20 protein-coding genes and 2 pseudogenes are annotated in these 22,852 nt (G+C 68.0%); 12 read left to right on the top strand and 10 right to left on the bottom strand.

The window, feature by feature from the left end; genetic code table 11:
* Positions 1-136 precede the first annotated feature (136 nt).
* Positions 137-2,350, top strand: a complete 2,214-nt coding sequence (locus AB5J54_RS00465) for an MMPL family transporter (RefSeq protein WP_369141851.1) — start codon at positions 137-139, stop codon at positions 2,348-2,350.
* Between the two features lie 386 nt (positions 2,351-2,736).
* On the opposite strand, the gene AB5J54_RS00460 is transcribed toward AB5J54_RS00465, so the two are convergent.
* From AB5J54_RS00460 to AB5J54_RS00435, 6 genes and pseudogenes are all read right to left on the bottom strand, one after another.
* Positions 2,737-3,006 (bottom strand): hypothetical protein, encoded by a 270-nt coding sequence (locus tag AB5J54_RS00460; RefSeq protein WP_369141850.1) that lies wholly within the window; start codon positions 3,004-3,006, stop codon positions 2,737-2,739.
* A 448-nt stretch (positions 3,007-3,454) separates the two neighbouring features.
* On the bottom strand, positions 3,455-3,637 hold the full coding sequence (locus tag AB5J54_RS00455; protein ID WP_369149173.1) for a leucine zipper domain-containing protein: 183 nt from the start codon (positions 3,635-3,637) through the stop codon (positions 3,455-3,457).
* 67 nt (positions 3,638-3,704) lie between these two features.
* Positions 3,705-4,883 carry a Cmx/CmrA family chloramphenicol efflux MFS transporter gene (locus AB5J54_RS00450; RefSeq protein WP_369149172.1) on the bottom strand — a complete coding sequence of 393 codons (1,179 nt, stop codon included), beginning with the start codon at positions 4,881-4,883 and terminating at the stop codon, positions 3,705-3,707.
* A 487-nt stretch (positions 4,884-5,370) separates the two neighbouring features.
* A pseudogene (locus AB5J54_RS00445) lies at positions 5,371-6,270 on the bottom strand (transposase); the annotation flags it as partial.
* 121 nt (positions 6,271-6,391) lie between these two features.
* Positions 6,392-6,637 (bottom strand): hypothetical protein, encoded by a 246-nt coding sequence (locus tag AB5J54_RS00440; protein WP_369141849.1) that lies wholly within the window; start codon positions 6,635-6,637, stop codon positions 6,392-6,394.
* An 886-nt stretch (positions 6,638-7,523) separates the two neighbouring features.
* Entirely contained in the window at positions 7,524-8,147 is a 624-nt protein-coding gene (locus AB5J54_RS00435; RefSeq protein WP_369141848.1) for a DJ-1/PfpI family protein, read from the bottom strand.
* Positions 8,148-8,242: 95 nt separating this feature from the next.
* On the opposite strand from AB5J54_RS00435, the gene AB5J54_RS00430 reads away from it, so the two are divergent.
* Together AB5J54_RS00430 and AB5J54_RS00425 are read left to right on the top strand one after the other, a co-directional pair.
* Positions 8,243-9,580 carry a PLP-dependent aminotransferase family protein gene (locus AB5J54_RS00430; RefSeq protein WP_369141847.1) on the top strand — a complete coding sequence of 446 codons (1,338 nt, stop codon included), beginning with the start codon at positions 8,243-8,245 and terminating at the stop codon, positions 9,578-9,580.
* 430 nt (positions 9,581-10,010) lie between these two features.
* Positions 10,011-10,490, top strand: a complete 480-nt coding sequence (locus tag AB5J54_RS00425) for a diadenosine tetraphosphate hydrolase (RefSeq protein ID WP_369141846.1) — start codon at positions 10,011-10,013, stop codon at positions 10,488-10,490.
* 75 nt (positions 10,491-10,565) lie between these two features.
* Here the strand turns inward: AB5J54_RS00425 and AB5J54_RS00420 are convergent, their stop codons facing one another.
* Both AB5J54_RS00420 and AB5J54_RS00415 read right to left on the bottom strand, forming a co-directional pair.
* Positions 10,566-10,751: a hypothetical protein gene (locus AB5J54_RS00420; RefSeq protein ID WP_369141845.1), complete on the bottom strand. Its 186-nt coding sequence runs from the start codon at positions 10,749-10,751 to the stop codon at positions 10,566-10,568.
* Between the two features lie 872 nt (positions 10,752-11,623).
* Positions 11,624-12,028 carry a RidA family protein gene (locus AB5J54_RS00415; protein WP_369141844.1) on the bottom strand — a complete coding sequence of 135 codons (405 nt, stop codon included), beginning with the start codon at positions 12,026-12,028 and terminating at the stop codon, positions 11,624-11,626.
* Between the two features lie 704 nt (positions 12,029-12,732).
* On the opposite strand from AB5J54_RS00415, the gene AB5J54_RS00410 reads away from it, so the two are divergent.
* Together AB5J54_RS00410 and AB5J54_RS00405 are read left to right on the top strand one after the other, a co-directional pair.
* A complete protein-coding gene (locus AB5J54_RS00410) occupies positions 12,733-13,116 on the top strand; it encodes a DUF6479 family protein (protein ID WP_369141843.1) in 384 nt (127 codons plus the stop codon).
* A gap of 36 nt (positions 13,117-13,152) precedes the next feature.
* Positions 13,153-14,427: an FAD-dependent oxidoreductase gene (locus AB5J54_RS00405; protein ID WP_369141842.1), complete on the top strand. Its 1,275-nt coding sequence runs from the start codon at positions 13,153-13,155 to the stop codon at positions 14,425-14,427.
* A gap of 22 nt (positions 14,428-14,449) precedes the next feature.
* On the opposite strand, the gene AB5J54_RS00400 is transcribed toward AB5J54_RS00405, so the two are convergent.
* Complete coding sequence (locus AB5J54_RS00400; RefSeq protein ID WP_369141841.1) at positions 14,450-15,955, bottom strand: cryptochrome/photolyase family protein; 1,506 nt, start codon at positions 15,953-15,955, stop codon at positions 14,450-14,452.
* A complete protein-coding gene (locus tag AB5J54_RS00395; RefSeq protein WP_369141840.1) occupies positions 15,927-17,105 on the bottom strand; it encodes a ferrochelatase in 1,179 nt (392 codons plus the stop codon). Before AB5J54_RS00395 ends, AB5J54_RS00400 begins: the two co-directional genes overlap by 29 nt.
* Positions 17,106-17,227: 122 nt before the next feature.
* Here AB5J54_RS00395 and AB5J54_RS00390 point away from each other — a divergent pair, with 122 nt between their 5' ends.
* The 7 genes and pseudogenes from AB5J54_RS00390 to AB5J54_RS00360 all read left to right on the top strand — a co-directional run bounded on the left by AB5J54_RS00390 (position 17,228) and on the right by AB5J54_RS00360 (position 22,851).
* Positions 17,228-17,506: an FAD-binding domain-containing protein gene (locus tag AB5J54_RS00390; protein WP_369141839.1), complete on the top strand. Its 279-nt coding sequence runs from the start codon at positions 17,228-17,230 to the stop codon at positions 17,504-17,506.
* Between the two features lie 249 nt (positions 17,507-17,755).
* Entirely contained in the window at positions 17,756-19,012 is a 1,257-nt protein-coding gene (locus AB5J54_RS00385; RefSeq protein WP_369149171.1) for an NAD(P)/FAD-dependent oxidoreductase, read from the top strand.
* A gap of 59 nt (positions 19,013-19,071) precedes the next feature.
* Positions 19,072-19,821, top strand: a complete 750-nt coding sequence (locus AB5J54_RS00380; RefSeq protein ID WP_369141838.1) for a DUF1365 domain-containing protein — start codon at positions 19,072-19,074, stop codon at positions 19,819-19,821.
* The gene (locus tag AB5J54_RS00375; protein WP_369141837.1) at positions 19,818-21,131 is read left to right on the top strand and encodes a class I SAM-dependent methyltransferase; all 1,314 of its coding nucleotides are present in this window, start codon (positions 19,818-19,820) and stop codon (positions 21,129-21,131) included. The genes AB5J54_RS00380 and AB5J54_RS00375 overlap by 4 nt, the downstream gene beginning before the upstream one ends.
* A gap of 38 nt (positions 21,132-21,169) precedes the next feature.
* Positions 21,170-21,367, top strand: a pseudogene (locus AB5J54_RS00370) (hypothetical protein); the annotation flags it as partial.
* A 56-nt stretch (positions 21,368-21,423) separates the two neighbouring features.
* Complete coding sequence (locus tag AB5J54_RS00365; RefSeq protein WP_369149170.1) at positions 21,424-22,194, top strand: DUF1295 domain-containing protein; 771 nt, start codon at positions 21,424-21,426, stop codon at positions 22,192-22,194.
* 6 nt (positions 22,195-22,200) lie between these two features.
* The gene (locus AB5J54_RS00360) at positions 22,201-22,851 is read left to right on the top strand and encodes an alpha/beta hydrolase (protein ID WP_369141836.1); all 651 of its coding nucleotides are present in this window, start codon (positions 22,201-22,203) and stop codon (positions 22,849-22,851) included.
* The last annotated feature ends 1 nt before the right edge of the window (position 22,852 follow it).

Genomic DNA, 22,852 nt, shown 5'->3' with positions numbered 1-22,852 from the left:
ATGCCGCAGAGCCCCGCGGCGAGGAACCTCGGCATCGGCGGCCGTACAAGGACGGCCGACGAGGTGGTTGGAGGACCCGATGCTCTCGAAAGCCCTGTTGCGCCTTGGCGCAAGCGCCGCCCGCCATCCCTGGCGGGTGATCGCGACATGGCTGGTCGCCGCCATGCTCGCCGTCCTCGCCGCCGTCGCCTTCGGCGGGCGGACCGCGGACTCGATGACCGCTCCGGGACTGGACTCCCAGCGGGCCGCGGAACTGATCGAGCGGGCCGGCACCGGCCAGGAGGGGATGACCGCCCAAGTGGTCGGCACCCCCCTCGACGGCGGTGCGACCTTCTCCGCCGACGACGGCGCGCGCACCGCTCTCACGCGGCTGCAGACCGAGGTGAAGCGGCTGCCGCACGTGCTCGGCACGAGCGACCCGGCGGGGGCGCTCGACGCGGGCGGGGACGCCGCCGTGCGCGGCGGCCTCGTCTCGGCCGACGGACGGATCGCGGTCGTCCGGGTGCAGTACCCCGACCAGAGCCGGCTGTCGGCCGAAGACCTCCACGCCCTCGTCGATCTCGGCGACCGGCTGCGCGCCGAGCTGCCGCTGCGCATCGAGATGGGCGGGAACCTCTTCTACGCCTTCTCCGACCCCGACGGCGGCACGAGCGAGCTGATCGGCCTCCTCGCCGCGGCCACGATCCTGTTCCTGGCGTTCGGTTCGCTCGTCGCCGCCGCGCTGCCGATCGGCATGGCGGTCTTCGGGCTGACCGTCGGAGTCGCCACGATGACGGTACTGGCGGGGGTGACAGATGTCCCCACCTTCGCACCGGTGCTGGGCAGCATGGTCGGGCTCGGAGTGGGCATCGACTACGCGCTGTTCGTGCTAGCCAGGCACCGGGAGTACCTCGCGTGCGGGCTCGATCCGCAGGATGCGGCCGGACGAGCGGTGGCCACGGCGGGACGGCCGGTGGTCTTCGCCGGCGGCACCGTCGTCGTGTCGATCCTCGGCCTGGCGGTCGCGAACGTGCCGTTCATGACGGTGGGCGGGGTCGCCGTCTCGATCGTCGTCCTGACGATGGTGCTCGCGTCGGTGACACTGCTGCCGGCCTTCCTCGGCGCGGCGGGCCCGCGCCTGGCCCGGGCCGGCCGGATCGGCCGGGCTCTGCAGAACAGGAACCTGGGCCGACTCGCACGGCGGCGGAACCCGGCGGCGGGCGCCGCCCACGCTGCCGGGTGGCGTCGCTGGATCGGGCACGTCTGCCGGCACCCGGTGGTGTACGCGGTCGGCGCGGCGGTGCTGCTGCTGACCGCGACGCTGCCCGTGCTCGGCCTGCGCGTCGGCCTGCCCGACGACGGCTCACTGCCTCAGAGCCGTACCGAGCGCCGCGCGTACGACCTCGTCGCCGAGGGGTTCGGCCCGGGCACCAACGGTCCCCTCGTCATCGCCGTGGACCCCGCCGGTGTCTCGGGAGTGCTGGACCGACTCGTCGCAACGGTCGCGGCGGATCCGGGCATCGCATCCGTCGCGCCGACGCACATCGATCGGGGCACCGGCATCGCGACCCTCGTGGTCTTCCCGACCACCGGCCCTCAGGACAAGGCCACGGCCGACACCATCGCCCGGCTGCGCACCGACGTGCTGCCCACGGCGATCGGGCACGGCCCGGCCAGGGCCCACGTCGGCGGCGCCGCCGCGAGCCTGTCCGACGTGGGCCGACGCACCAGCCAACGCCTGCCGGCGTTCGTCGCCGCCGTGCTGGCGATGTCGTTCCTGCTGCTGATGCTGATCTTCCGCTCGGTACTGGTACCGCTCAAGGCGGTACTGCTGAATCTGCTGAGCATCGGCGCGGCCTACGGCATCATGGTCGCGGTCTTCCAGTGGGGCTGGGGAGCCGCACTCATCGGGCTGGAAGCGACGGTTCCGATCGTGTCGTTCATCCCGATGTTCCTCTTCGCCATCCTGTTCGGCCTGTCGATGGACTACGAGGTGTTCCTCCTCTCCCGCGTACGCGAGGAGTACCTGCGCACCGGCGACAACGGCACGGCGATCGTCGAGGGCGTCTCGCGCACCGCCCGGATCATCACCTCGGCAGCCCTCATCATGGTGGCGGTCTTCCTCTCCTTCGCCGTCGCGGACGACCCCTCCGCCAAAATGTTCGGGCTCGGCCTGGCCACCGCGATCTTCATCGACGCTACGGTCGTACGCATGGTGCTGGTACCGGCGACCATGACACTCCTCGGCCGGACCAACTGGTGGCTGCCGAAGTGGCTGGACCGGATGCTTCCCAGCGGCCCGGTCGGCACCGACGACACCGACGCGGAATCCACGGGTGAGGCCCCGCGTCCACGGCTGGCTGACCGTTGACTCAAACTCCTGCCCGCCCTTGGTGTCCGGCACCCCAGCGCGTCACCCAGGGGCATGTCGAGGCGTGATCGCCAGGTGGTCCTGGTGTTTCCGCGGGACGAGTACGCCTTGTCCCGGGCGACCGCGTCCGGCCGGGAGGAGGGCGGCCTTCAGCCGGATTTTCCGCCGACGCCGGATGTGTCGCCGTCCTTCCAGCGCAGGATCACCTTCGGTCTCTGGCCCGTTTTGATGAAGGCAAGGAGAAGGGATGCATGACCGCCTGGGACCACGAACATGCCGAAGGTGCGGCGAATGACGCGGAGGTCGCGCGAGCACTGCGGTGAACGCGCCCCCTTCGTACCGCCGCCTCCTGAGGTGCCAACGACACGACGAGCGCGGACGCCGTCTCACCCGCCCATCAGGATGCGCTGGAGCGCCTGCCGGTCCCGATCGGCGCTCCCGAGGTCCACGGTGCCGTCCGGCTGATGCAACAACTCGGCAATCGGGTGGCCGAGTTCGCGCATGGCCGTTGGGTGGGCGAAGGCGTCGACGGGACGGTGCGGACGGTGCCCGAGCAGCCGTCCGCAGCTGCGTTGCGCGGCGGTCGCGGGAATCCAGTGAACACGTAGAGCCGGCCGAGAAGATCGGTTGCGTTTGGCCCCGTTGTCGGTCATCACGCGAACGACCGTGTGGATGCCGTGGGAGGGGGCGAAGAACGCCCAGGCACGGTTTCCGGAACGCCACAGTAAAAGCGGCCTTCTCGTCGGGCAGGGGCCCGGTACATGCCAGGCGGGTGAACCCGCCCACGGCGGAGTGTAGGCAGACGCACCCGCCCTTGGCGCCGGCATTCTTCGCGCGCTGGGCAGTCTTGGCCTGCTCGGAGTCGCGTCCGTGGGCCGCCGCCCGCCGCCGTTGGGGATGCGTCCGGCCTTCTTGATGTCCAGGTGGACCATGTGGCCGAGGTAGCGGGCCACATGGTCCGTCCCGCCTTGCGCCGGTTGGCGGACCCGTCGGGGTCGAGGAACTGGCGGTGGTTGAAACCCAGACGCGCCGGCCAACGGCCCACGGTGCGTTCACTTGTCTGCACACCTGGCCCGCGAGTTCGAACGCGAGCCTGCGGGCGAACTACTTGTTGTCCCAACGTAGTTGATCGATGCGTTCGACGATCTCGGGCGGGGTCCGGTTCGGTGAGGAGTGCGGGACGCTCGGGCGGTCCATCGGCCCCGTCGCGCCGTACGTGTCGTATCGGTTCTTCCACTTGGACCGACAAGCGAGGGAGAGGCCAGCCTCGGCGCCGATGTGGGCGATCGGTCGGGTGCGGCAGCGCTCGACGAGCCTTCGTCGTCCCTCGATGGTCAGGGGGCACTCGCGTGCGTCACTGAAGTAGCTCGCTGCTGTGCCCGGCTGCGATCACACCGAGCAGGGGGAACGCGACGAGTAGCGAGACGAGGACGAGGAGTCCGCTTGCCCAGAGCGGCCCGAGGTTCCCGGCTGCCGTGCTGAGGGTCGTCGCGGCGATGAGCGGGCCGACGGCGGCGCCGACGTTGAGCGCGGCGGTCGCGTAGGAACCGGCCATGGTGGGCGCTTCTGCCGCCTCGTAGAGGACCCGCGTGATCAGCGTGCTCCCCAGCGCGAACGACAGCGCGCCCTGGACAAACACGAGGGCGAGCAGTGCAACCGGCTTGTCGGCCAGCACGGCCAGGGCCGGCCAGCCGATGAGCAGCAGCGGCCCGCCGACCGCGATGACCGGGCCGGGGTGCTGGTCGGAGAGCCGGCCGGCGACGGTGATCCCAGCGAAGGAACCGGCGCCGAAGAGCACCAGGGCGACGGAGATCCACAGCTCGCCCAGCCCTGCGGTGTCGGTCACGACGGGCGCGAGGAAGGTGAAGCCGGCGAAAGTTGCCGCGTTCACCATGGCGCCCAGCAGCATGATCAGGAGCAATCGCGGCCTCTTGAGCTGCGCGAGTTCCGATCGCAAGCCCGGCCCGTCAGCAGCAACCTCCTGCACACGGCACGCCGGGATCCCTTTGACGATGCTGACGGCTGCGGGCAGGCAGAGTGCAGCGATGGCCCAGAAAGCGGCCCGCCAGCCGAGCAGAGTCCCGAGCACCGATCCGCCCGGGACACCGGCGACCGTGGCCACCGTGGTGCCCGACAGCAGCACGGCGAGCGCGCGTCCCTTCTTGTCGGGCGGGACCAGCATGGTGGCGGTCGTCAGCGCTACGGCGAGAAACCCCGCGTACGCGAGTGCAGCCACCACCCGGGTCATGACCAGGACCGTGAAGCTGAAGGTGACAGCGCCCACGACGTGGGCTGCCAGGAACACGAGGACGAACCCAAGAAGACTGGACCGTCCGGGCCAGTTGCGGGCAAGCCCGGCCATGAGGGGGGCACCGACGATCATTCCGATCGCGAATGCCGAGGTGAGCATGCCTGCTGTCCCGACGGTCACGTCGAGGTCCGAGGCGATGTCCGGCAAGAGGCCGGCGAGCATGAATTCCGAGGTACCCATGGCGAAGACCGCCACGGCGAGCAGATACAGCGGGACAGGCATCGAGTGGCTCCGAGGTGAGGAGAAGTACGAGAAGGTCATCTCGTCACCGCGGTCAGCGCCCAGGGGCACACTCGTCCGGCCGCAGAACGCGGCGAGACGGCAGGACTACGAACTCAGTGGTTCAGGGGGCTGACGGCGTGACCGAAAGCCCCCACCGTGTCTGACTCAGGACTCGACATGGCCCGCACGGTACCTGACCGATGCCCGTCGAGGCACTTCGGTTTCACAGCTGTCCTCCTGCGTCATCGACGTCATGACCCGCAACAACCAGCCGGTGCCGGTGCCGGTGACGAAGTCGGCGAACGGCCTGGCGGTGAGGGCACACGTCACCACGGTGCCCGCACACCAGCCGGGCGGGCGCCGACGCCTGCTGCGGAGTCGGCGCCCGCCAGTCCATGAGAGCGATCGACTCCAGCACGGCCAACGCGCTCGTCGATTTGTTCAAACGCGAGACGCAAAGCCGGCCGAAGGCCGTGATGATCACGTCGGTCCAGGGCCAGTGGCGGGCCAGGCGGAGGATGCGTCGGCGGCCGGTGGTGACCAGGTGGGCGGCGGCGAACAGCCGCAGCCGCAGCCGCTTGGGCTCCCAGCGACGGGCTGTGCCGGTCAGGGCGAGCATCGGCATCCATGCCAGCAGGTCAAGAGCAAGCTGGACGATCTCCAGCCAGACCTGGTTCTGGGTGGTGCGGTGCAGGGGGAGCTTGCGCAGGGCGGTGTCGCGGGCCGCGCGGATCCTGTCCTCGGCGCGGGCGCGCTGACGGCGCCGCAGTTCCAAGGCCGCGATCGCGGTGCCGATGGTGTCGGTGGCGAAGCAGGTCAGACGCACGCCGTCGGCGTCGGTGAGCCTCAACTGTGCACCGGGGTAGGCACGTTCTTTGCGTACGATCAGCCGCATCCCGGCCGGCCGGCCCTGAGGGGCTCCCCGGCCAGTTCGGCCACCAAGGCGCCATCGCGGAGCTCGATGACCTGGCCACCGGCGTCGGGGGCGGCGGTGGCGGCCAGCTTCCATACCCGCTCACGGGCTTCGGCCCTGACGTGGCGGATCGCGGTCAGCGCGCGTGAGCCAGCCGCAGCCAGGGTCTCGACCAGCCTGGAGACGGTGGAGTCGGAGGCCACCGTCCCGAACACCTGTGGTTCGGCCCGCAGCACCGCCGCATCCGACAGGGAGCCCCCACCGAGTGCCACCGCCAGCGCGAGGTCCAGCAGGACCTTGCCCGGGTCGTGCAACGTCCGCGACTTACGCCACGCCGTCATGGCCGCCGACATCGCCGTGTCCAACCCGGACTTGCGGACGGTCTCCAGCAGTAGTACCCCACCGGCCTGCGAGACCACCTCACCCCCACCGCCGGGCGCGGACAGGCGGATACAACCCGAGACGCTTCTTCACCTGGAGAGTGCTTCCTTCCTTGCAGCTGACAGGACCCTCGAAAGTCCCGTCGTTGCAGGTCAGAAGTACTCTCCATTGATCTGATCAAGACATGGAAAAGCCCGCTCGCAAGGGCGCGAGGTCACCCGTTTTCCCGGCCAGGCAGAGGCGCGCCCTCCAGGAAGGCGTGATAGGTCTCGACGGCTTCCGGCTCGATTTCAGGGTTGGAGGGGCCGTAGCGGGTGTCGGTGCGGTCCCGCTTCGGCCCGGAGACCCAGAACTCCTCGTTGGTCTGCACGTCGTAGAAGTTCGCATCGAACATCCCCCCGGCCCGGCGCAGTGTCCTCCCGTGAAAGTACGCAGTACTCCAGGTCTTCGAGAAGTCCACCCACCCGATCCACGATGGTCCGCGGTCGGTGTTGTGACCAGTCTTCAACTGAACGAACATGAGACGTCGAGGCATACGCTCAGGGTCCTGCACAGACCGCACCTGTGACCAGCCATTTTGCGGGCGCCTACGAGACCCCGCGGCGCCACCGACAAAGGCTCGGACAGCCGGGTACGGCCCGATGCGCTCGTTCACCCGGAGAGTGCTTCCTTCCTCGCAGCGGACAGAACCCTTGGCAAGTCCCATCGTTGCAGCTCAGCAGCACTCTCCGCTTATCTGATCAAGACCTGCACAAGCCTGCTCGTGAAAGCCCGAGGTTAAGGCGTGTTGCAGATGACTCCGTTTCGGGCGTTCTTCCGGTACGGGTGGGGTGTTGAAATCTGAGGCGTTGTGGGGGGAGACGGATGCGGCAGCTCGTACGTGCGGGGGAGGGGCGGGGCGGTAGGGGTTCGGGAGTGGGCAAGCTTGATGTGATGGTGCGGGCGGATGTGGCGACCGGGCCGGCGGAGCGCTTTGGGGGCGAGCAGTCGCGTGGGTGGCGGGGCTTCGAGGGCGGGGGGCCGGCGGCGCGGCGGCCGTTCGAGGTGGCGCCCTCAGAACTGTGCCGTGACGAGGGGGATCAGCCCCTGGACCCGACGCTGGAGCTCGTGGCGGCGGTCGGGCGCGCGCGTGGGAGGCACTTCCGCAGCATCCGACGCCGATGAGAGGGGCCGGTCGTGGGGGCCTCTTCCAGCGTGGGTTCTGACCGGCCGGCATCGCTGCTGGCGGTCTCCGCGCTGTCGAACCGTCAGAATCCCGACCCGAATCCGCGTGAGTGGGGATGCCTCCTGCCCCGAGGGGTCCCTGTCAGAGAGCCGCCGAGGGGCTGGAGGCCCGGGGTGAAGGCTCAGACAAGCGTGGGCGTAGGGGCGGGCAGGTAGGGGGTGATGTTGCGCCAGGCGCGCTCGATGTACTCCTCCTTCTCGCCGACCGGGGCGACATAGTGCAAGGCATCCTGGGCGGCGTCCTTGCCCTTCAGCCGGGTGATGATCCAGGCGGCGAGGTACTGCGAAGCCAGGCAGCCGCCGGCGGTGGCGATGTTGTCCTCGGCGTAGAAGGGCTGGTTGAGCACTTCGATGCCGGCGGCGAGGACCCAGGGCTTGGTGGTCAGGTCGGTGCAGGCGGGGATGTCGTTGAGCAGTCCGAGCCTGGCCAGTACGAGTGCGCCGGAGCACTGTGCCGCGATGAGCTGGCGCGAGGGGTCCAGGCCGCGCAGGACACTCATGATCGCCGGATCTTCGACGACCTCACGGGTGGCGATGCCGCTGCCGATGATGACGGCGTCGGCGGTGCACGCCTCCTCCAACGTCGACATCTGCTCGATGGTCACGCCGTTCATGGACGTCACCTTGGGGCTGGGGGTGGCGATGGTGACGCGCCAGTCGTCCGTCTTGATGCGGTTGAGCACTCCGAGCGCGATGAGGGAGTCGAGCTCGTTGTACCCCTCGAAGGTGAGGATGGCGATGTGCATGGCGGCTGTCCCTCCGGGCGGGGTGTGGAATGACCGCGACGGTACGGATCCGCGAGCAGGACAGTCAAAGAATTGTCATGGGTACACTTCGGTCCATGGCAGTCCCACGCTACAAAGCTCTGGTCGACGCATTCGCCTCCGACATCCGCACGGGGCGACTCACGGCCGGCGCGAGGTTGCCGACCCACCGTGCGCTGGCCGCCCGTGAGGGCGTCGCGCTGGTGACCGCGACGCGGGTGTACGCCGAACTGGAGGCCATGGGCCTGGTCAGCCGCGAGCAGGGCCGCGGCACGTTCGTGCGCGACCTCGCGGTTCCACCCGGCCAAGGCATCGACCGGCAGCTCGTGGCCACGGACGGAGTCGACCTCAACTTCAACTATCCGTCGCTGCCCGGCCAAGCCGGCCTCCTGCGCCAGGCCCTACGGGAAGTCGCCGCCTCCGGTGATCTCGACTCGTTGCTGCACTATCAGCCGCACTCGGGCCGACCCCAGGACAGGGCCTCGATCGGACGGCACCTGGGGCGCCGGGGAATCACGGCTGACCCGGACCGAGTCCTTGTGGTCAACGGTGCGCAGCACGGCCTGGCCATTACGGTCATGGCCACGCTCAACGCAGGTGACGTCGTCGCGGTCGACGCGCTCACCTATCCCGGCTTCAAGGTGCTTGCCCAAGCCTTCCGCCTCGACCTGGAGCCCATCCCCACCACCGCCGACGGGCCGAACCTCGACGCCCTGGAGAAACTGTGCGCCACCCGACCGGTGCGCGCGGTCTACACCATGCCGACCCTGCACAATCCCCTGGGCTGGGTCATGACGGAAACCGACCGCCTCCGCCTGATCAAGACCGCCCGCCGGCACGGCGTGCTCATCATCGAAGACGCCTCGTACGCCTACCTGGTCGAGAACCCCCCGCCGCCGCTGGTGGCGACCGCACCGGACATCACCGTCTACGTCTCAGGGCTGTCCAAGAGCATCGCCACGGGCCTGCGGGTCGGTTTCGTCCTCGCCCCGCCGACGACGGTGCCGCAACTCGAACGCGCGATCCGAGCGACCACCTGGAACACCCCGGCCCTGACCACCGCGATCGCTTGCCACTGGCTCGATGACGGCACGGCGGACCAGTTGGAGGCACAGAAGCGAGAGGACGCCAAGGCCCGCCAGGCCATCGCTGTGCAAGAACTGGCAGGGCTACCGCTGGTCGGCCATCCCTCGTCCTACTTCACCTGGGTGCCGCTGCCCGACGACGCACGCGCCGACCGCCTGACGGCCACCCTGGCGCGTCACCGCATCTCGGTCTCCACGGCGGAGCCGTTCACCACCTCGGCTCACACACCGCAGGCGATTCGCCTCGCCCTGGGCTCGACCGACCTGGACAGCCTCCGATCGACGCTGTCCACGGTACGGCGCCTTGCCATAGAAGACCCATTCACCTGAACCCGCTTGCACGCGGGCCGAAGGTGGGATTCCTCGGCGCCGAGTTGCGGGACGCAGTCCTGGCCCGGGCAGCAGCCGAAGGAGCCCGGACGCTTCCTGGCGCTGGGGGAGACCCTGCGGGAAACCCGCCGCACACTCGACGCGGACCAGCTGCGGGCAGATGGGGATCTTTGAAGAATGGCTATGGCCCAACTTCCGTGAAGTCGAACCGATCCTCGGTGTCCGTGGCCGACGTCCCTGGTGAATCGGCAGGTCGGCGGCTCGTCCAGAGGCGGGCACGAGCCCGGTCGGAGTGGTTTCACGAAAGTCGTGTCAGAGTCGTGAAAACGACCCGGGGCTGCTCCTCGCCTCGCCTGCTTGGTCTTTGAACTGTGTGAGGAGGAGCGGGATCGAAGTGTGGCCCCTGATCAACAGAATGTAGGTTCTGGCCATGACCGACGACTGGCGGATGGACCGGATCGGGACTGCGCTACGGGGGGAGAACCCGACCGTTATGCGACGGCTGACGTCAGGGTTCGCAGCGATCGGGGATGTTCAGTTCCTGCCGGGTTACTCGGTTCTGCTCGTGGACGAGCCGGAAGTGGAGCGGCTGTCGGGCCTGCCGAGGACGAAGCGGTTGTCGTTCCTGTCCGACATGGATCAGCTCGGTGAAGCGGTCGAGCGTGCCTGTCGGCGGCTGGACCCGGCTTTCCACCGGGTCAACCTGGAGATCCTGGGGAACACGGACCCTTTCCTGCATGCCCATGTCTGGCCGCGGTACGCGTGGGAGCCGGCCGACATGGTGGGCAAGCCGGTGTGGCTCTATCCGCGTGAACGGTGGAGCGGCGAGCAGTTCAGGCTCGGTCCGCAGCATGACGTACTGCGGGATGCGATCAGCAGCGAACTGGACCAACTACGTTCGCTGAACTGACCGTTGCGGGCCCTTCGATCGTCAGGTCGGCGGGCCCGGTGATCGGTGACGGTCAGCCGAAGCTCACTGGAGGTGTCAGAGTGGGACGACATCGGTGACGCGGTTGGTGACCGTGGGGCGGGCGGCCTCCTGGGTGGCGAGCAGGGTGACGGTCGCGACGGGCCGGTCGCAGGGAGGAGAGTTCCGGAACGCCGCCGGCGCCAGGGCATCGACCCGCAGCAAACTGGCCACACCGGGCTGGCCGCCGGTGACCGTGGTCACGGAGCGGCGGCTCGACCGACCGCGGGTCGGTGTCGAGACCACGGGCGACCATCCCGGCCTCACAGTGCTGCTTGACTAGCCGCATCGCGCCGCCCTCGCCTGGATCGGAGCCGACGCCGTCGGCTCCGGGAAGTGCGGGGCTCCCAGTCCAGGGTCGGCGACCGGGTCGATGACGCAGCCCTCCGCGAGTCGATGCCGGCCCGGGTCGGCGTATCGCACAGCGTTCGTAAGCACGGCCGGAATGCCGAGCTGGTCGGCCAGGCCGAGGGTGGGGGCGCCAGAGGGTGGACATGCCGGTACTGGTCCTCACTGGCGCCGAGCATGAAGGGCAGGGTGACGCGGCCGGAGAGAAGGCTTCGCCAAGGGGCCTTGGGGCCGGAATCAGAAGGCCGGCGCCCTCAGCACTCAGGGAGCTGCCGGAGCTGAGGGGTCCAGGGCCCGTTTGACCAGTCCGATCGCGCGCGGGCTGTACAAGGCTCGTGGTGCAGCGGGGAGGTGATGTTGGCGCCTTCCCGCCGGGCCGCTGCTCGCCGCGCCTGTGGGGACGGTGTGGACGTCCTGGCCGGAGCCTGTTTCCCGCTCCTGCGGGGATGATCCTTCGCGGCGCTTGCGGCCCTGCAGGTCGTCGCTTCGGCTGGAACGCCCCCATGACCGCATTGGTCCGCGCCCGCTCTCGCGGGGATGGCCCCCCCATGGCCAACCCCCAGGCAGTCACCGTCAACAGGGCCCCTCCGATCGCCGGTGTGATGACTCTCCGGCGAGCCAGATGCTCCACCCGCCGCATCGGCACCATCGTCCAAGCTGTCCATACGCTGCTGACCTGCAACTATCCAAGAAGAAAGAGGCCGAAGGAATCTGGCCGGCCTCCTCCCCTATGCCTTCACATCGAGACGCACGAGCGCGCCGATCTCCACGAGCTGGTCCGGCAGCGCCAAGTCGGAAACGCCCATGACCGTGCTGGCGGGCCGGTGCTCCCCGAAGTACTCCGCGTGGAGGCGTGCTGTCGTGTCGAAGTTCTCACGCAGGTTCCTCACCAGAACCGTGGTCTCCACTATCTGGCCACGCTCGGCCCCGAACTGCCTCAGCACCAGGTCCAGGTTCTCCAGCGTGGTGCGGACCTGCAGTTCGAAGTCACCGGCGCCCACGAAGTCGCCGTGACGGTCATGAGACAGCTGCCCCGACACATAGACCGTTTCACCGACCTGGGTGGCCTGGCTGTACCCGTACAACGACTCCCACGGCATGCCGAACCCGAACGTCTTCAACTGAGAACCCATGGTTCACTCCCTCGATGCGGTGCGCGGGGCCGTCGGTCACAGGCAGGCCCCTTTCACGCTGAAGTTACGGGTTCGCACGAACGATGCTCGTCTGGTAGCGCCGTACCAGTGTTCTCTGTGCGCACAAAATTGACTGCAGCGGGCTCTTCCGGGCGCCGGTTTGATGAGTGGACCACTACGCCGACGACGAGGGGCCCTGCCTCATCGCCAGACCCGTCGACCAGCCCGTTTCATCCGCCAGTAGAGGATGAAAGAGGCTCAATGACGGAACCTCGCACGGGGCGTATCGGAAATCCGCCCTTCGCGAGTTCGCAGTGTGTCCGTCGAATCGGATCCATGCGCGCAGGCGTCGAACAGAATTGATGGAAGGGCCGAAGTCTGGACGCTCTCCGAAGAGCAACGAACGGTTATCTTCCTGGCGTACTGCTGTGACTTTACATAATTGCAGATTTCGCAATTCACCGGTCTTTCGATTGGTGCGGTAAAGAGTCACAACGGGAGAGCCATCAACCCCGTTGCCTGTTCGGGGTGCCAGTGGCGAAGCCATCCAATGAATTTTTGGTGCGCGATCTTCCGACCTCCACTCAGCCGCCTGCATCCGTCTCGCACCCGACAACGGAAGTCAGGGATGTTGGCGTCGAGACCGGCGCCTCTCGGGTCGCCTCTGGCCATCCTGGACAGGCTCAGAGAGAGGGGATGCCTCCATGAACGCCCACATCCTCGGTACCGCGGAGACTGCGGCCGGCGTCTGGCAGTCCGGACTCGCCCAGATACTCGGCGGTCTGATCGTGGTCGCCGTCCTCATCGGTGCCTTTGTGTTCGGTATAAGAGTCAAGAACAAGGAGCTCCCGCCCCCGGACCCCGAGTCGCAGCCACATCGGCCCGACACGGGCCGACTGCCTGGCGAGGTCTCTGAGTACCGCAAGCCCTCCGAGATCCCGCACACCGATGGCGAGCACCGCCTGATGCCATACAACCTGAAGAGCTCCGGTGAGCCTGACACCGAACCGCCGAGTGAGGAGAAGCGTAAATGGCGCGGGATCTCAAGCGGTGGTTTCGGTAGCGGCGGCACCGGTCATGGTGACTGAACCCGACGAGCGACCCACCTGAAAGGGAGTTCCTCCATGGTCGTGACAGGTACGGAATGCGCCGACGTCGTCGTCATCGGAGCTGGTGCGGCTGGCCTTGCCTGTGCGGCAGACCTCGCCGCCTGTGGGCTCGCCGTCCGCCTCCTTGAGGCTGACGAAGCGCCCGGAGGGCGGATGCGCACCGATCGTGTCGCGGGTTTCACGGTCGACCGCGGATTTCAGGTGTTCAACACGTCGTACCCGCAGGTCAAGCATCGACTTCGCCTGCGCCGGCTCCGGCTCCGGCGCTTCGACCCCGCCGTCCTCGTGTCCACCACGCGCGGGATGTGGCGCTTCACCGATCCCACCCGTGATCTGCGTGGCAGCGGAGATCTGCTGACCGGCCGGGCTGCCTCGCCCAGAGACTTGCTCGCCGTGGGAGCGCTGTCGGCTCGCGACATGCTGGAGCCCACTGCCCTGCTGCGCTCCCGGCCCGACACCACCACCCACATCGCTCTTACGAAGGCCGGGGTGTCCCAGGACCTGATCGACACCTTCTTCCGGCCGTTCCTCTCCGGTGTCTTCTTGGAGGAAGAACTGGACACCTCATCCCGCGTGTTCCACCTCGTTTGGCGTACCTTCCTACGAGGCACTCTCTGCCTTCCCGCTGACGGCATCCAAGCCGTGCCCGCCCAACTGGCCTCCGAACTGCCCTCAGGCGTGCTGTCGACCGAAGCAAGGGTCGACCGCCTCACGGACGAGGGGGTGCAGCTCGCTGACGGTGCCGAGATCCACGCCCGGGCGGTGGTCGTCGCGACCGGCGCCCGTGCTGCGGCTCACCTCGTGACAGGCCTTCAGGTTTCCACCGGTCGTACCGTGAGCACTGTCTACCATGCTGCCGAACGCTCACCGCTGGCCGAGCCGACCCTTGTCGTTGATGCCGGCCGCCGCTTCCTGAACACCTGCGTCCTCACCGAGGTCCATCCTCGTTTCGCCACGGATGGCCGGGCCTTGGTGTCGACTTCCGTGCTCGGAGAGCTCTCTCCAGAACGAGAGACACGAATTGAAGAGGCTCTTGCCGAGGTGTATGGAGTGGACACCAAGTCCTGGGAAACCGTCCATCAGATCACTGTGCCCGACGCCCTTCCGGCCATGCCGCCTCCGTATCCGTTGACACGTACGACCCGTCTGAGTGCCGGCCGGTATGTATGTGGCGACCACCGGGCGACGGGGTCCCTGCAAGGGGCCCTCGCCTCCGGTGCCCGCGCCGCCCGGGAGGTCTTGGCTGATCTTGAGCAGGGGCGCACCCGGACGGGATCGCGGAGCCGGTGAGCTGTCCGGCTCGCTTGTCCACTCACGGTGGGGCTGCGCCACGGGCACGGTCCTGACGGACAAGATCTGGAAGGTCGACGAGTCGATCGAGTCCGTGCACCTGGGCAGAGGTGCGAGCGTTGCGCGCGAGGAGACGCCGATGGCGGTCCATAAAGGCCCAGTATCCGGCGGTGAAGGGACATGCGTCCGGTCCGACGCGCCGGTCGGGGCGATACCGACAAGACCCGCACAAGTCGCTCATGTGGTCGATATAGGCGCCGCCTGATGTGTAGGGCTTGGTCGTCATCCGGCCGCCATCGGCGTACTGAGACATTCCGACCACATTGGGCAGCATGACCCAGTCGTAGCCGTCGATGAAGCAGCGATGGAACCAGTCAGTCACTGCGGCGGGATCCCACCCCCGTTGGAGTGCGTAGCTGCCGAGCACCATCAGGCGCGGGATGTGATGAGTCCAACCAGTTTCTCCGACTTGGCGGATGACCGTCGACAGGCAACGTGCCGTCAAGGCGTCTGCGTCCAGATCCGTCCACCAGGCGGGCAGCGGAGCGTGATGTCGCAGTGTGTTCGATGCCCGGTAGCTCTCGCCGAAGTACCAGTAGAGATGCCAGACGTATTCCCGCCACCCAGCGATCTGTCGGATGAAGCCCTCGACCGAGTTCAAGGGGGCGTCTCCAGCCCGCCAAGCGGCCTCGGCCCGTTCCACGCACTCGGCCGGATCCAGCAAGCCCAAGTTGAGCGAGGACGACAGCAGGCTGTGGCTCATGGTCGGGTCCGCTGCCAGCATGGCATCTTCGTAGGCGCCGAAGGCTGCGAGCCGGTACTCGATGAAGCGTCGGAGGGCGGCGAGTGCTTCGCGACGGTCTGCCGGGAACAGTCGGGGGCCATCGTGGCCGACGAACGAAACGTCACCGGCGCGTTCCCAGCGATCCAGGTCATGGCGGACCTCGGCGTCGATGTCGTCCTCCCGTGGCCGATACGGTGGCGGTGCTTCGAGCGTCGCGGCTCCGCGCGGGGGAGGCTCTCGGTTGTCGTGGTCGAGATTCCACGTACCACCGGCGGGTCTGTCGCCGTCCATGAGGATTTCGTGCTCCTGGCGCACGTGCCGGTAGAACGCCTCGAGCCGGAGCCCTCGCCCTTCTCCGGCTCGCGCCCAGCCGGCGAACTCGTCCTGGCCGAGGAGGAAACCACGGGCAGGTAGGACGGTGACGTTGTTCATCGAGGACACGAGCGACAGCGCGGCCCGCGAAGTGGGGTGGTGGACGGTCACACGGCCGCCCCCCAAGCAGTCTTCCAGGCCGTCCCTGTAGGTGTCGGCCTTGATGTAGGTGACACGGTCACCGAGCTCAGCGGCACGGTGGCGCATCGCTGACAGGATCAGATGAGCTTTGGCCCGATGGAATCGGCGACGTCGGAACACTGCGCGCGACTCGATCATCAACAACGGCGAGTGGCGGCCAGGACCGCCGGCGGCCGGTGCCGCGAACGAAGGCCCCAGCTGATCACCGAAGAGCCAGTGTGGCGTGCTCATCCATTCCTCCTTCGACATCGAACGACGCGTACGGGCTGTCGGCGCCGGCCGCGGCGGGCCGCTCCGCCCTGGCGGGGCAGCAGCCGATCGGGCAGAGGTCGTGGGAGGGGCCGAGGGCGCCGAGCGCGCACCGCTCGACCCTGGTCCCCCGCTCGTTCGCGGCGCGCTCCAGGACGAGCTCGCGGACGGCGGCGGCGAAGCGCGGGTCGGCCCCGACGGTCGCCGAGCGCCGGACGGGCAGCCCCAGCTCGGCCGCCTTGGCCGTGGCCTCGGTGTCGAGGTCGTAGAGGACCTCCATGTGGTCGGAGACGAAGCCGATCGGCACCATGACGGCGGCGGGCGCGCCGGCTGCGTGCAGCTCCTCCAGGTGGTCGCAGATGTCGGGCTCCAGCCACGGGATGTGGGGGGCGCCGCTGCGGGACTGGTAGACGAGCTTCCAGGGGTGGGCGATGCCGGTCTCCTCGCGGACCGCGTCGACGATCACCCGGGCCACGTCCAGGTGCTGCTTCACGTACGCCCCGCCGTCGCCGTGCTCGGTGACCGGGCCGGAGCTGTCGGCGGCGGAGTCGGGGATGGAGTGGGTGGTGAAGGCCAGGTGGGCGCCGACCCGCGCCGCGGGGTCGAGCTCCGCGAGGGAGGCGAGGACGCCCTCGACCATCGGCTCGACGAAGCCGGGGTGGTTGAAGTAGTGCCGGAGCTTGTCGACCCGGGGCAGCGGGAGCCCCTCCGCCTCCAGGGTGGCGAGCGCGTCGGCGAGGTTCTCCCGGTACTGGCGGCAGCCGGAGTAGGAGGCGTACGCGCTGGTGGTGAGGACGGCGATGTGGCGCCGCCCGTCGGTGATCATCTCGCGGAGGGTGTCGGTGAGGTACGGCGCCCAGTTCCGGTTTCCCCAGTGGACCGGCAGGCCGAGCCCGGCCTGCGCGAAGTCCGTCCGCAGCGCGTCGAGCAGCGCGCGGTTCTGGTCGTTGATCGGGGAGACGCCACCGAAGAGGAAGTAGTGCTGCCCCACTTCCTTGAGCCGTTCCTTCGGGATGCCGCGGCCGCGCGTCACGTTCTCCAGGAACGGGACCACGTCGTCCGGGCCCTCGGGGCCGCCGAAGGAGAGCAGCAGCAGGGCGTCGTACGGGGCGGGATCGTGCTGATCGGACATGATGCGATGACTCCGGTGATCTGCGCGTCAGGCTTTGAAGCATCTTCTCCGCGCCTCACGCTCCCGGATGCGCAGCCGCTCGAGAAGCCGCCGGACATCGGCGCCCACACAGTCTCAGCGACGTGCACCCTTGGACCGGCAAGCTGAGACAGGCAAGACGGCACCGCACCGACAAACGACCCGAGCGAGTCCTCAACCCGGTCCGGCAAGGCCAGCGCCACCACCCGGACGGCCGGTTCGTCCATCGTCGGGTGCCAGGACTGAAGGGGCTGCAGCCCCCAGCTGTGCACCAGCCATGGACCATCAGTGGCATCGAGCGCGCTCGGTACGACAGTCCCGACCCGCTGATCGTGCCGGCGGACGTCATGCCCCGGTTCCGACGGACTCGGCACTCAAGCTGAGCTGCCGGCCCGCATCACCGTACTTCGGCCAGAGCTCCTTATTCGACGCGTAAACGATGCGTGTTGTTCTGACTTGCCGGTGTGGAAGAACCTGATCGGGCAAAGGTGAGGCGTGAGGCTCAGCGCTTCACTGTGGACGGCGCTGATGTCCGAGCAGCTTCCCATCCGATCGGTGAACGGCTCCGAATAGGCGATGAGCGAGAGCTACGGCTTTGTGGGCTGGGGCCCGTGATATGTGGGGTGGAGACGATGAACCGCCGAAGCATTGCGGTCGTAGGGGCGGGCGTGGCGGGCCTGACGGCTGCCTACATCCTTGATCGCGTCCACGACGTCACCTTGTACGAGGCCGAGGACCGCCTGGGAGGCCATGCCCACACTCACGAACTGCCCACGCGTGAAGGAGGGGTCGTTCGCGTCGACACTGGCTTCATCGTCCACAACGAACGGACTTACCCCCTCCTCGTGCGGCTCTTCCGTGAGCTCGGCGTGGCAACCCAGGACTCAGAGATGAGCATGTCCGTCCGCTGTGACGGATGTGCTCTGGAGTACGCCGGAGCACGCGGCCCACGAGGGCTTCTCGGTGGTGGCAACGCCCGCCGCGCATCCCATCTGCGCATGCTCGCCGAAGTCCCCCGCTTCCACCGCGCCGCCCGCCGCCTGCTCGCATCCGGCGACGAATCGATGACGTTGGGCGACTTCCTTCGAAAGCACCATTTCACGCCGTACTTCGTCGGCCACTTCGCGATTCCGCTCGTCGCGGCCGTGTGGTCCTGCGCACCCGACATCGCTCTCAAGTACCCCGCGGCGTACCTCTTCCAGTTCCTCAGCCACCACGGACTGCTGTCGGTGACCGGATCCCCCCAGTGGAAGACGGTCACCGGTGGCTCTGCCGCATACGTCGAACGTGTCGCGAAGGAAATCACCGCCGTCCGGACCGCCACGCCCGTCCGCAGCGTCGCACGCGGCGTGGATCAGGCTCGCGTCATCACGGAGGACGGCGAGTCGACCGCATACTCCGCCGTCGTCCTGGCGGTGCACGCCGACCTCGCATTGCGACTGCTCGCCGACCCGAGCGAACAGGAACGACGTGTTCTCGGGGCCTTCACCTACTCCCAGAACCCGACGGTGCTGCATCGGGACACCACCCTTCTGCCCCGGAGCCGGCACGCGCGAGCCTCCTGGAACTACTGGCTCCCCTCCTGTACATCCCGCCCCGGATCGGTCCAGGTCAGCTACGACATGAACCGGCTGCAACGCTTGGACGGAGAAGAACCCCACATCGTCACGCTCAACCCCAGTGGACGCGTCGACGAATCCACCGTGCTTGCACGGATGACCTACGAGCATCCCGTGTACACCCCCGAGTCCGTCGCCGCCCAGCGCATGCTTCCCGACCTCAACACCTCCGTCACCGCCTACGCGGGCGCCTACCACGGCTGGGGGTTCCACGAAGACGGGTGCCGATCGGGGGTCGAGGCAGCCCGGTCTCTTGGAGCGAACTGGTGAACGGAGAACGTGTCGTGACTACTGCCGGACCACCAGCCGCCCCAGAACCTGCCAGGCGCATGAAGAGCGGCAAGCTCCCCAACGTCCCAGCCCTCTACATGAGCGAAGTCGTCCACACACGCGTCGCACCTACGCGGTACGGGTTCCGCCACCGCACGTACTTCTGGCTGGTCGACATCGATGATCTCCCCCGTCTACCCCGCATCCTGCGTCCCCTCGCCCGCTTCGACCCCCGTGACCATTTCGGCGGCGCCGCGCCCAGCCTGCGCGCGGGCCTGAACAGTTACCTCGCCGCCAACGGCGTTTCCGACGCGGATGGGCCCGTCCTGATGCTCGGGCACGCGCGCGTCCTGGGCCACGTCTTCAACCCCCTGACCCTGTACTGGTGCCACAACAAGGCCGGACGCCTGGTCTGCGTGGTCGCGGAGGTGCACAACACGTACGGACAGAGACACTGCTACCTCCTGCGGCCCGACCCGCAGGGACGCGACGAGATTCCCAAGACGTTCTACGTCTCACCGTTCTTCGACGTCGAGGGCTCCTACCGGATGCGGCTACCGCTGCCCGACGACCGCCTGGACATCACCGTTCAGCTTCGCCACACCGATGGACTCAGCCCTCTGACCGCAACCGTCCGTGGCACCCGCCGTCCCGCAGCGACAGGCACGCTCCTTGCTGCCGCCGTGCGTCACCCATGGTCGACCGCGGCCGTATCGCTCGGGATACGCCGCCATGGCATCCGGCTGTACCTCAAGGGGCTGCCCGTCAGGTCCCGGCCCACCCCTCCCCTTCAAGAAGGCATGCTGTGACTCTCTCGCCGCCCCCGGTCTCCGCATCCGATACCGCCAACCAGCCCTCGTCGATCGATGCCGGGCATTGGCCGGACGTCGCCCGACAGCCCCGTGCCTCGGTCATCCGCACGGCCGTCGCGCGCACCATGGTGGACCGCGCGTTCGCGCGCCTGCCGCTGCGGATAGTCACCCCGCTCGACGACCGGCCCAGGATCGCCACAGCAGACGGCCCCGCGACGATGCCGACGCTGACACTCCACGACCCGCGGTCCTTCTACCAGAGGATCGGCGAGGACGGACTCATCGGCTTCGGCGAGTCCTACATGGCCGACGAGTGGGACAGCGACAACCTCGTCGAACTGCTCACCGTCCTCGCCCGTCACGTCGACGACCTCGTTCCGGCCCCGCTGCGCCGACTACGCCGTCTCTGGGTGCACAGCAGGCCCCTGCTCGACCGTAACTCGCTCGACGGAGCACGTCAGAACATCCATCGCCACTACGACCTCTCCAACGACCTCTTCGCCCTGTTCCTCGACCCCAGCCTGACCTACTCGTCCGCAGTATTCGACTCCTTGCCGGCAAGCAGCGCGGACCTCATGGCTGCTCAGCATCGAAAGATCGACCAACTCCTCGACCTGGCCCAGGTCGGCCCCGGAACCCGGCTTCTGGAGATCGGCACCGGCTGGGGCGAACTCGCCCTCCGGGCCGCCGCCCGAGGGGCCCGGGTGCGTACCGTCACCCTCTCGGAGGAGCAGCAGGCCTTGGCGACGGAGCGCATCCGGACGGCTGGCTTCGCCGACCGTGTCAACGTTGAACTCCGGGACTACCGCCAGCTACGAGGCCAATACGACGCTGTCGTCAGTGTGGAGATGATCGAGGCCGTCGGCCACGAGTACTGGCCCGCCTACTGCGCCACCCTCCGTCGACTCCTGTCTCCCGGCGGCCGCGCCGTGCTCCAGGCGATCACCATGCCGCACGACAGGATGCTCGCCACCTCCCGAACCCACACCTGGATCAGCAAGTACATCTTCCCCGGCGGACTCATCCCTTCACGGGAGGCCATCGCCCAGCACAGCGCCGCGGCCGGCCTGGACATCGTCCACGACACCGGTTACGCCGACCACTACGCCGAGACCCTGCGGCTGTGGCGCGAGAAGTTCCTGTCTGAAGGCGAAGCCGTCCACGCCCTCGGTTTCGACCACGTCTTCCGCCGTATGTGGGAGCTCTACCTCGCCTACTCGGAAGCCGGATTCCGAGCCGGCTACCTCGACGTCCGACAACTCGTCCTCACGGCAACGGGCATGCAGGGGGCAGAGGGATGGGTTTGAATTCCTCCCCCCAGCACGGCATAGCCCCGCTCCTAGCCGCGCGCGGCGCCGTACAACCTGGTGGCGGCCCCTTCATCGAAAAATACATCGCCCCCGACGTACACCTGCGACCGCTCGGATGGACGCTCTCGCTCCCGGGCGTCGACCAGATCCTCGCCGTGCGAACCGACCGACTTGGCCAGACCGCCATGCCTGCCCCACTCGCACACTGGTACGCGGGAAAGGCACGCCCGTGACATCAATCGAAACCGACGGGCTTGCGCTCCTCCTGGCAGCCTCCGCAGGCACAGCGATGACCGTCATGCTCATCACCTTCGCCATAGGCAACGCCAGAGGCCTGCACCGACTTGTCGATATCGCGTGGGGCATCGCCTTCGCCTCCGTGGCAGCGGTCTCCTGGTTTCTCTCCGACGGGTACGGTGACAGCGCCCGCAGGGCCGTCGTCACACTGGCCACCATCGTGTGGGGACTGCGGCTTTCCGTTCACATCGCCCGGCGCGGTCGTGGACACGGCGAAGACCCGAGGTATGCACGCATGCTTGCCCGTGCCACGGGCAACCAAAGCCTCTACGCTCTGCGCACCGTCTACCTCCTCCAGGGGGCCCTGGTCTGGCTCGTTTCCTTGCCTGTTCAGGTAGCTTGCCTCGCCCCCATGCCCCTCGACGCCACGACAGCCGCCGGAATCACGCTGTGGGCAGCCGGAGTGTTCTTCGAGGCGACGGGAGACCATCAACTCGCCCGGTTCAAGGCCGACCCCACGAATAAGGGCCGCATCATGGACCAGGGCCTGTGGAGCTGGACCCGCCATCCCAACTACTTCGGCGACTTCCTTGTGTGGTGGGGCATCTATCTGATGGCGTGCGCATCATGGGAGACTGCCGCGCTCACCGTCGTCTCGCCTCTGGTCATGAGCGGTCTCCTCATCTTCGGCAGCGGCAAGAGGCTGCTGGAGAACCACATGGCACAACGCCCCGGTTACGCCGAATACCGGGCGCGGACGAGCGGCTTCTTCCCGCGGCCCCCACGCCAACCTGCCGGCGCCTCCGGCCCGCGAAAGCGATGACCTGAGGTGTCTCTCTTCGCTCGCAACACGAGACAGCTCGGTGAGCGCCTCATCTTGAGACAGGCGCCTCTCGCGCCCGTCGCTGCTGTAATCCTCCTGCCCGGAGGCCATGCTGACGGGCTTCAACCACCACCACGGATGGATCTCGCTGCCCTCCGCATGAGACCTTTCAGCTCTGCGGTCCTCCGCGCAGTCCGTCCCCGGCCCGTATGCATTGCCTGCGTCACATACCGTCGCAAGGGTTGGAACGGAGCGCACGCTGACGCCGCCCGATATGCTCACACGGCCCTCGCGGACATTCGAGAGCACGCGGGAGACATCCCCATCATTCTGATCGGCCACTCGATGGGTGGGCGAGCCGCCCTACGCGTGGCGGGGGACCCAGCAGTACGAGGAGTGGTCGCTCTCGCACCGTGGTGCCCGCCCGGCGATCCCGTCGATCACCTCACCGGACGACGTCTGTTTCTCCTCCACGATGAAGCAGACCGTGTCACCTCTGCCCAAGAGTCATGGAACTTCATTCATCGCGCCCGCGCCGTCGGTGCCGATGCCGTGGGAATCAGGATGCCTGCCGGCGGCCACACCATGCTGCGAAGAGCCGGTCTTTGGCACAGGCAAGCGGCGTACCTCGTAGCCCAGCTCCTCGACGATCCCTGAG

This window comes from Streptomyces sp. R44, from assembly GCF_041053105.1.
In the GTDB taxonomy this organism is placed as follows: Bacteria; Actinomycetota; Actinomycetes; order Streptomycetales; family Streptomycetaceae; genus Streptomyces.
The sequence above is the reverse complement of the archived record's forward strand: the minus strand, read 5'-3'. Positions and strand labels throughout refer to the sequence as shown.